Below are 8,351 nucleotides of genomic sequence, written 5' to 3' on the forward strand. Positions count from 1 at the left end.
GTCGGCGCGCGCGTCGCGCCCGTCCCGGCGTACGCGACGCTCGCGCTGGCCGCCCTGCCGATCGCGCTGACCGGCACGGACGAGCAGAGGGAACTGCTCGCGGGCGTGGCGGCCGGGGAGCGGATCATGACCGGCGCGTACCGGGAGCCCGGCCCGCCCGGCACGGTGGAGACGACCGCGCGCGGGGGGAGGCTCACCGGGCGGAAGACCTACGTCCCGTACGCGGACGAGGCGTCGCACCTCCTCGTCCCGGCACGGGAGGACGACGGAACGATCCGGGTGTACGTGGTCGAGCGGTCCGAGGCGGCGGTGAGCCCCCAGCCGTCGGCGACGTCCGAGCCGCTGTCGCTGGTCGCGCTGGACGGCGCGCGCGGGACCCCGCTCGGCCCGGACGGCTGGGACGCCTTCCGCCGCTCCGCCGTCGCCGGGGCGGTCGCGATCTCGTCCGGGGTGATCGAGGGCGCGTTGACGCTGACCACCGAGTACGTGAAGACCCGCGAGCAGTTCGACCGCGCGCTCGCCCAGTTCCAGGCCGTGACCATGCAGATCGGCGACGTGTACATCGCCAAGCGGGCGCTGGACGTCGCGGTCTGGGCGGGCGCCTGGCGGTTCGCGACCGGCGCGGACGACACCGACGAGGTCCTCGCGATCGCCGCCTACACCGCCGCCGGCCAGGTCGTGGAGGCGCTCTACACCTGCCAGCACCTGCACGGCGGCATCGGCCTGGACGTCACCTACCCGCTGCACCGCTACTTCGCCTGGGCCAAGCAGGCCGGGCACCTGCTCGGCGGCGCGGAGGACCAGCTCGACACCCTCGGCGCGCTCGTCGCCGCTCAGGAGGTTCAGTAGCCGATGTTCATCGACCTCACCGGCGAGCAGAAGAAGCTCCGCGCCGAGCTGCGCGACTACTTCCGCGGCTGCCTCACCAAGGCGCAGCGCGCGCGCATCGCGGACGACCCGTTCGGCGAGCACTACATGGAGCACTGCAGGCGCCTCGGCCGGGACGGGATGCTCGGCGTCGCGTGGCCCGAGGAGTACGGCGGGCGCGGCTACGGCCCGGTCGAGCAGCAGATCTTCGCCAACGAGATCGCGCGCGCCGAGGTGCCGTACCCGATCATCACGCTGAACTCGGTCGCGCCGACGATCCTGCAGTACGGCACGGAAGCGCAGAAGGCGCACTTCCTGCCGCGCATCCTGGCGGGCGAGTGCCACTTCGCGATCGGCTACAGCGAGCCGGGCGCGGGCACCGACCTGGCGTCGCTGCGCACCACGGCCGTGAAGGACGGCGACCACTACGTCGTCAACGGCCAGAAGATCTTCACGTCCGGCGCGCACTACTCCGACCACGTCTGGCTCGCGGCGCGCACCGACCCGGACGCCAGGAAGCACAAGGGCATCTCGATGCTCATCGTCGACTGCGACGACCCCGGCTTCTCCTGGACGCCGATCGTCACCATGGACGGCCGCCACCACACGAACTCGACCTACTACCAGGACGTCCGGGTCCCGGCGGACATGCTCGTCGGCGAGGAGCACAAGGGCTGGGACCTCATCGTCAACCAGCTCAACCACGAGCGGGTCACGCTCGGCCCGGCGGGCAACATCGGCCACACCTACGACCGGTTCGCCGCGTGGGCGCGCACCGCGACCGGACGCGACGGGCGGCCCCTCGCCGAGCGGCCCGACGTCCGCCGCGCCGTCGCGCGGGTGTACGCCTACCTGCGCGTCAACGAGCTGCTGAACTGGCAGGTCGCGGCCAACATGGACCTGGGCTGGCTGGGCGCGGCCGACGCGTCCGCCACCAAGGTCTACGGCTCGGAGCGGATGCAGGACGTCGGCCGGATCGTCGGCGACACCCTCGCCCGGTACGGCGATCCGGGCGACCCGGCGACCGCCGAGTTCCTGGAGGTGCTGGACCACGGCGTCAAGGGCGCGGTCGTGCTGACCTTCGGCGGCGGCGTGAACGAGATCCAGCGCGAGCTGATCGCCATGATCGGCCTCGGCCTGCCCCGCGCACCCCGGTGAGGAGCCCCGTGCCACAGCAAGACCTGAGCAAGGCGCGAAACGCCCCGGCGGCTTCCGCCGCGCCGGCGGTGCACGAGGAGCTGACGGCGCTCGCCGGGCGGCTGGCCGCGCGCGGCGAGCAGCCCGCCCCGCCCTGCCCGGACGCGGTGAACGCGCCGATGATCCGGCACTGGACGCAGGCGCTCGGCGACGCGTCCGGGGCCTGGGCGGACGTGGCGCCGCCCGCGATGATCCAGGTCTGGTCGATGCCCGGCCTGGTCGCGCAGAAGGCGGGCTCCATCGCGGACGACCCGCTGCGGCTGCTCAACGAGAACGGTTACACCGGCGTCGTCGCGACCAACTGCGACCAGACCTACGACCGCTACGTGCGGGTCGGCGAGCGGCTGCGTTCGACCATGCGGTTCGGCGGCGTCACCGGGCCGAAGCGGACGGCCATGGGCGAGGGCTACTTCGTGACGTGGTTCCAGTCCTGGTACGACGAGGACGACCGGCGCGTGGCCGAGATGCTGTTCCGGGTGCTGAAGTTCAAGCCGAAGCAGCGCGGCGGGACGAAGCGGCCGGACGCGAAGCCCGGCAGGTACCCGCTGCGGCCCACGATCGGCCCGGACACCCGGTACTTCTGGGACGGCGTGAACGAGGGCGAGCTGCGCATCCAGAGCTGCGCCGACTGCGGGACGCTCCGGCATCCGCCCGGCCCGATGTGCCCGCGGTGCCACTCCACGAACCGGACGTTCCGGAAGGCGAGCGGACGCGGCATCGTGCACAGCTTCGTCGTCCACCACCATCCGCCGGTCCCCGGCCGCACGCCGCCCTACGCGGTCGCGGTCGTCGAGTTGGAGGAGGGCGTCCGGATCCTCGGGGACGTGGTCGGCTGCGAGCCGTCCGAGGTCGAGGTGGACATGCCCGTCCGCGTCGTCTTCCAGCGCATGGACGACGAACTCGTCCTCCCGAGCTGGACCCCGGCGGACGCGCCCGACCCCGGCGGACCGGAGGAGCCGGCGGACGAGCCGGACGGCGCGCTGCGCGTCGACCTGACCCCGACGTTCGTCATCGCGACCGCGCTCGCGACGCGCGACTTCACGCCCGTCCACCACGACACCGAGCTGGCCCGCGCCCAGGGCTCGAAGGACATCTTCGTCAACATCCTGACGTCGATCGGGCTCGTCCAGCGGTATGCGCTGGAGACCGTCCCGGGCGGGGAGCTGGAGAGCATCCAGGTGAGGCTCGGCGTCCCGGCCTACGCGGGTGACGCGCTCACGCTCACCGGCGAGCGCGCCGGCGACCGGACGCTCAGAGTGCGCGGCGCGGTGAGCCTCGGCGACCACCTGACCGCGACCGTCACGTTCAAGGAGGGGGCCGCGTGGTGAGCCTGTCCGGGAAGGCGGCGATCGCGGGGATCGGCGCGACCGAGTTCTCCAAGGACTCGGGCCGTTCGGAGCTGCGGCTGGCCGCCGAGGCGTGCCTCGCCGCGATCACCGACGCGGGCCTGACCCCCGCCGACGTGGACGGCCTGGTCACCTTCACCGCCGACGCCAGCGCGGAGATCGCGGTCCAGCGCGAGCTCGGCATCCCGTCCCTGGGGTTCTTCTCCCGCGTGGACTACGGCGGCGGCGCGGCCTGCGGCACGGTCGCGCACGCCGCGATGGCCGTCGCGACCGGGCAGGCGGACACCGTGGTCTGCTACCGGGCGTTCAACGAGCGGTCCGGGCACCGGTTCGGGCAGGCGAACAAGGCCGGCGGGACCGGCTCGCAGGCGATGGAGTTCTCCTGGCACCTGCCGTTCGGGTTCGCGACCCCGGCCGCGTGGGTCGCCATGCAGGCCCGCCGCTACATGCACGAGTACGGCGCGACCAGCGAGGACTTCGGCCGCGTCGCCGTCGCCATGCGCAGGCACGCCGCGACGAACCCCAAGGCGTGGTTCCACGGGCGTCCGATCACGCTGGAGGAGCACCAGGCGTCCCGGTGGATCGTCGAGCCCCTGCACCTGCTCGACTGCTGCCAGGAGTCCGACGGCGGCCAGGCGATCGTCGTGACCAGCGCCGAACGCGCCCGCGACCTGCCGCACCGTCCCGTCCTGATCGCGGGCGCGGCGCAGGGCACCGGGCCCGACCAGATGATGATGTTCTCCTACTACAGCGGCGACATGGCGACCCTGCCCGCGATGGGCCGGGTCGGCGAGCGGCTGTGGCGGCAGGCGGGACTCGGACCGGACGACGTCGACACCGCGATCCTGTACGACCACTTCACCCCGTTCGTCCTGATCCAGCTGGAGGAGCTGGGGTTCTGCGGACGCGGTGAGGCCAAGGACTTCCTCAAGGACGGCGGCATCGAACTCGGCGGGCGCCTGCCGGTGAACCCGCACGGCGGCCAGCTCGGCGAGGCGTACATCCACGGGATGAACGGCATCGCCGAGGGCGTCCGGCAGCTTCGCGGCACCTCTGCCAACCAGGTCCCGGACGCGACGAACGTGCTGGTCACGGCCGGGACCGGCGTCCCCACGAGCGGCCTGGTCCTCACCGTGGGCTGAGCCCCCGGGCCTTCAGGCCGGGGCGCGCGCTCAGCGGGCGGAGAGCCCCTCGACGATCGCGCGCGGCAGGAAGTCGGACTCGACCCGCACCGGGACGCCCCGGTCGTGCGCGAGGCAGGCGAGGCCGAGCGCGTCGAAGTTGATCTGCCCGTCCGGGTCGCCGATGCGGTCGCCCGCGCTGTAGAAGTCGGTGAAGAGCCCGAGCGCCTCGGCGAGGACGGTGTTGAACCCGTCCGCGTCGTTGTCGAGGATGCGGTCGAGCAGGCGGAGCCGGGGGTTCGACAGGCACTCCCACCAGTCGTCGCCGGACGTCTTCGCCAGTGCCCTCCGCATGTGCGGACGGGGGTCCTCGCCCCGCAGGAGGGCGTGGCAAGCGCGCGCGTACGCGGTCGTCTCCGAGACCGTCGCGCGCAGGTCGCCGGTGTCGAAGGCGGCCAGGATCGCGGCGTCGGCCTGCGACCGGACGGTCCAGGCGAGCGCGACCGCCCGCGCGTAGTTCCAGTCGCTCGCGTCGCTGATGGGCCCGGACGCGGGCAGTTCCCCGGTGCGTCCGGCGAGCGTGACCGCGATCGGCGTGCCCTGCGGCACCGACGCCAGCCGGAACGCCGCCGCGTGCGCCTCACTCGCCAGGGCCAGCCCCGCCGCGTACGCGGGGTCCTCGGCGCGCGGGTCGATCACCGAGCGGAACGTGAGCGCCATCAGCTCCCCGCTCCCGACGTGGTGCATGGCGCTGAACCGGTACTGGACCAGGACGGACGGGCTGAACGCGTGCTCCACCTGGTCCCGGTCGATCGCGTCGCGGTTCGCCAGCCACTTCGCGGCGCGGTCGGCGTCGAAGTCGGGACGCGCGATCGGGCCGTCCGCGCCGGGCTTCCTGGGCCCCGCGCCCGTGACCAGCCGGACGGGCAGGTAGCCGGACTCGACCTCGACCGGCAGACCGGCCTCGTGCGCGAGCGCGGCCAGCGCCACCGGACCCCAGGCGATCAGGTCGCGCGGCCGCTGCCCGGCCAGCTCGCGGTGCCGCTCCAGCGCCGTGACGAGGGCGGCGTTGAACGCGGCGGCGTCGCCTCCGGCGATCGCGCGCAGCATGGCGCCCTCGGGGGTGTCGGGGTAGTCCTCGGCGGGGCCGCCGTCCCAGAAGACGCGGAGGGCCCGCATGAAGGGGATCTCGTCCTGCTTCTCGGGGAGGGACTCGAGCAGCTCGGACAGCGAGCCGAGGAGGCGGTGGTCGCCGGCGGCGCGCGCGGTCCGGAAGGCCTGGACCCAGTCGACCGCGCCCAGCGTCTCGTCGTACTCCTGCGCGGAGCCGAACCCGACGCCGAGGTACTCGACCCAGCCGCGGACCTGGCCGCCGACCGGGACCGTCAGGGCGCGCGCGTAGTCCCGGTACAGCTCGGCGGCCGAGGTCAGCGCGAGCCAGGTCTCGCGGGTCTCCACACGCGGGTCGAGCTCGGCCGTGCGGGCGGCCGCGTAGTCGAGCAGCAGGTCGCCGAGCATCTCGATGCTCGGGGCGCCCCCGTACTGGGCCAGTTCGGTGTCCCGGTCGAGCTGGTCCGGGACGGCCGCCAAGGCGGACGAGACGGCTGCTTCGGAAATGTCATGACGATCAACGCGCATGGGCGGTGATCGTAGCGAGCCCCGGTGACACCGGCCCGCCGATCGGCCGTTCCGCGACCGGCACGGCCGGTCGGGGACGCGGCTCAGTAGTCCTTGAAGCCCTTCTCCAGGACCTCGAACGCGGCGTCCACGACCTCGGCGAACGAGCCGAACCCGCCGAGGCCCGTGCGGTAGGCGTCGGCGGCGACCATGAACGCGGTCGAGGCCATCGCCGCGAACATCCGGGGCCGCAGGTCGGTCTCGGGGTCGGCGCCCATCCGGACGGCGATCGCGCGGGTCATCTCGTCGTTCTTGCGGCGCGTGCGCTCCATGCTGCTCGCCCGCAGCCCGGGGCTCTCCTCGGTGAGCCGCATCAGGCAGTCGAACCGGGACATGCGCTCGTCGGTCGCGCCCTCGGCGTCCAGGGCCTCGGTCAGCAGCGCCCCGGCCGCCCGCAGCGCGGTCAGCACCGACTCCTCCGGGGGGCGCGCCGCGAACGCGTCGAGCATGGCGTAGAACTGCGCCTCCTGCGAGGTCAGCGCCACGTCCTCCTTGGACGCGAAGTAGCGGAAGAAGGTGCGCGCCGACACGTCCACGGCGTCGGCGATCTCCTCGACGGTGGTGGCCTCGTAGCCCTTCTCGGAGAACAGCCGGAACGCGGCGTCCAGGAGTGCCTCGCGGGTCGCCTGCTTCTTGCGTTCGCGCCGACCCGGAGGCGGGGTGGGGTCGGTCTCGGGAGCGGGCGCGGTCATGCCCGGATTGTAGCGGGCCGTCCACCCTCCGTCCAGGATTATGTCATCGTGTGTCTTACGTCATGAACTGAACAATGGCGGTTGACGACATGTGTCATGCCATGACACTTTGAGGCCACCAACCTCCGTCACCAAGGACACGCCATGGCACAGACATCGAGCGCCGAGATCCTCCGACCACCCACCGAGGCGCCCGCGCGGGCCCGGCCCGGCCACGGCCACCCCTGGCTCACCCTGGTCGCGGTCGCGCTCGGCGTGATGATGGTCGGCCTGGACGCCACCGTCGTCTCGGTCGCCAACCCGGCCATCGCCCGCGACCTGCACGCCTCGCTGTCCGGCCTGCAGTGGGTCACCAACGCCTACCTGCTCGCGCTCGCCGTCTCGCTGATCCCGGCCGGGAAGATCGCCGACCGGTTCGGCCGCAAGCGCACCTTCCTCGCCGGGGTCGTCGGGTTCGCCGTCGCCTCGCTCGCCATCGGGCTGTCCGGCGGGCTCGGCATGGTCGTCTTCTGGCGCGTCGTGCAGGGGTTCGCGGGGGCGCTCCTGCAGCCGGCCAGCCTCGCCCTGCTGCGCAACACCTTCCCGGCCGAGCGGCTGAACGCCGCGATCGGCATCTGGGGCTCCACGGTCGGCATCTCCATCGCGGGCGGCCCGATCGTCGGCGGCCTGCTGGTCGAGCACGTCAACTGGGAGTCGGTGTTCTTCCTCAACGCCCCGCTCGGCGTGATCGCGCTGCTGACCGGCCTCTGGGTGATCCGCGAGTCCAAGGACGAGGAGGCCGCCGGATCGTTCGACCTGCCCGGCGTCGCGCTGCTCAGCGCGTCCCTGTTCTTCCTGGTCTGGGGCCTGATCAAGGCCGGTGAGCACGGCTTCGGGCACACCACCCCGCTGGCCTCGTTCGCCGCCGCGGTCGTCCTGGGCGCCGGGTTCGTGGTCAACGAGCTGCGCGCCGAGCACCCGCTGCTGCCGCTCTCGCTGTTCCGCTCGGTGTCGCTGTCGGCCGCGACCGGGCTGATCGTGCTCGGCTTCTTCGCGATGTTCGGCACGATCTTCTTCATCACCCTCTACATGCAGGCCGTGCACGGCATGTCCCCGGTCCAGTCCGGCGTCCGGATGCTGCCGATGACCGGCATCTTCATCGTCGCCTCGCCCATCGCCGGGTTCCTGACCAGCCGGTTCGGCCCGCGGGTGCCGCTGGCGCTCGGCATGGCGTTCACCGCCGCCGCGATGTTCGGCCTCTCCCGGATCGGGGTGGACGCCCCCTACAACCAGATCTGGCCGTGGTTCGTGCTGGTCGGGCTCGCGTTCGGCATGGTGATCGTCGCCGGGACCGAGGCCATCGTCGGGAACGCGCCCGCGCACCTGGCCGGCGTCGCGGGCGGGCTCCAGCAGACCGCCTCGCAGATCGGCGGCGTGCTCGGCACCTCGGTGCTCGGCGTGCTGCTGTCCAC

General features: G+C 72.9%; 7 protein-coding genes. 5 read left to right on the forward strand and 2 right to left on the reverse strand.

The genetic code is table 11. The features are described from left to right. The 4 genes from AB0J52_RS18120 to AB0J52_RS18135 form a co-directional block, all read left to right on the forward strand. Positions 1-849 (forward strand): acyl-CoA dehydrogenase family protein (locus AB0J52_RS18120; protein ID WP_500182745.1); only part of this gene is annotated, 849 nt, incomplete at its 5' end. A gap of 3 nt (positions 850-852) precedes the next feature. Continuing rightward, positions 853-2,025, forward strand: a complete 1,173-nt coding sequence (locus AB0J52_RS18125) for an acyl-CoA dehydrogenase family protein (RefSeq protein ID WP_500182746.1) — start codon at positions 853-855, stop codon at positions 2,023-2,025. 8 nt (positions 2,026-2,033) lie between these two features. Then, positions 2,034-3,392 (forward strand): OB-fold domain-containing protein, encoded by a 1,359-nt coding sequence (locus tag AB0J52_RS18130; RefSeq protein ID WP_500182747.1) that lies wholly within the window; start codon positions 2,034-2,036, stop codon positions 3,390-3,392. Continuing rightward, positions 3,389-4,552 (forward strand): lipid-transfer protein, encoded by a 1,164-nt coding sequence (locus tag AB0J52_RS18135; RefSeq protein WP_500182751.1) that lies wholly within the window; start codon positions 3,389-3,391, stop codon positions 4,550-4,552. The genes AB0J52_RS18130 and AB0J52_RS18135 overlap by 4 nt, the downstream gene beginning before the upstream one ends. A 30-nt stretch (positions 4,553-4,582) precedes the next feature. Here AB0J52_RS18135 and AB0J52_RS18140 read toward each other — a convergent pair whose 3' ends face one another. Together AB0J52_RS18140 and AB0J52_RS18145 are read right to left on the reverse strand one after the other, a co-directional pair. Next, the gene (locus AB0J52_RS18140) at positions 4,583-6,169 is read right to left on the reverse strand and encodes an immunity 49 family protein (RefSeq protein ID WP_500182748.1); all 1,587 of its coding nucleotides are present in this window, start codon (positions 6,167-6,169) and stop codon (positions 4,583-4,585) included. 83 nt (positions 6,170-6,252) lie between these two features. Next, positions 6,253-6,900, reverse strand: coding sequence for a TetR family transcriptional regulator (locus AB0J52_RS18145; protein WP_500182749.1), 648 nt, complete (start codon positions 6,898-6,900; stop codon positions 6,253-6,255). 144 nt (positions 6,901-7,044) lie between these two features. Between AB0J52_RS18145 and AB0J52_RS18150 the strand changes: the two genes are divergently transcribed. Continuing rightward, the coding region (locus tag AB0J52_RS18150) for an MFS transporter (RefSeq protein ID WP_500182750.1) at positions 7,045-8,351 on the forward strand (1,307 nt) is incomplete at its 3' end.

The organism is Spirillospora sp. NPDC049652 (genome assembly GCF_040675125.1).
Classification (GTDB): Bacteria; Actinomycetota; Actinomycetes; order Streptosporangiales; family Streptosporangiaceae; genus Spirillospora.

Bases quoted from the DNA above. Each gene is read 5' to 3' on its own strand.
- AB0J52_RS18125 (WP_500182746.1), top strand. From the start codon at position 853: ATGTTCATCGACCTCACCGGCGAGCAGAAGAAGCTCCGCGCCGAGCTG.
- AB0J52_RS18140 (WP_500182748.1), bottom strand. From the start codon at position 6,169: ATGCGCGTTGATCGTCATGACATTTCCGAAGCAGCCGTCTCGTCCGCC.
- AB0J52_RS18145 (WP_500182749.1), bottom strand. From the start codon at position 6,900: ATGACCGCGCCCGCTCCCGAGACCGACCCCACCCCGCCTCCGGGTCGG.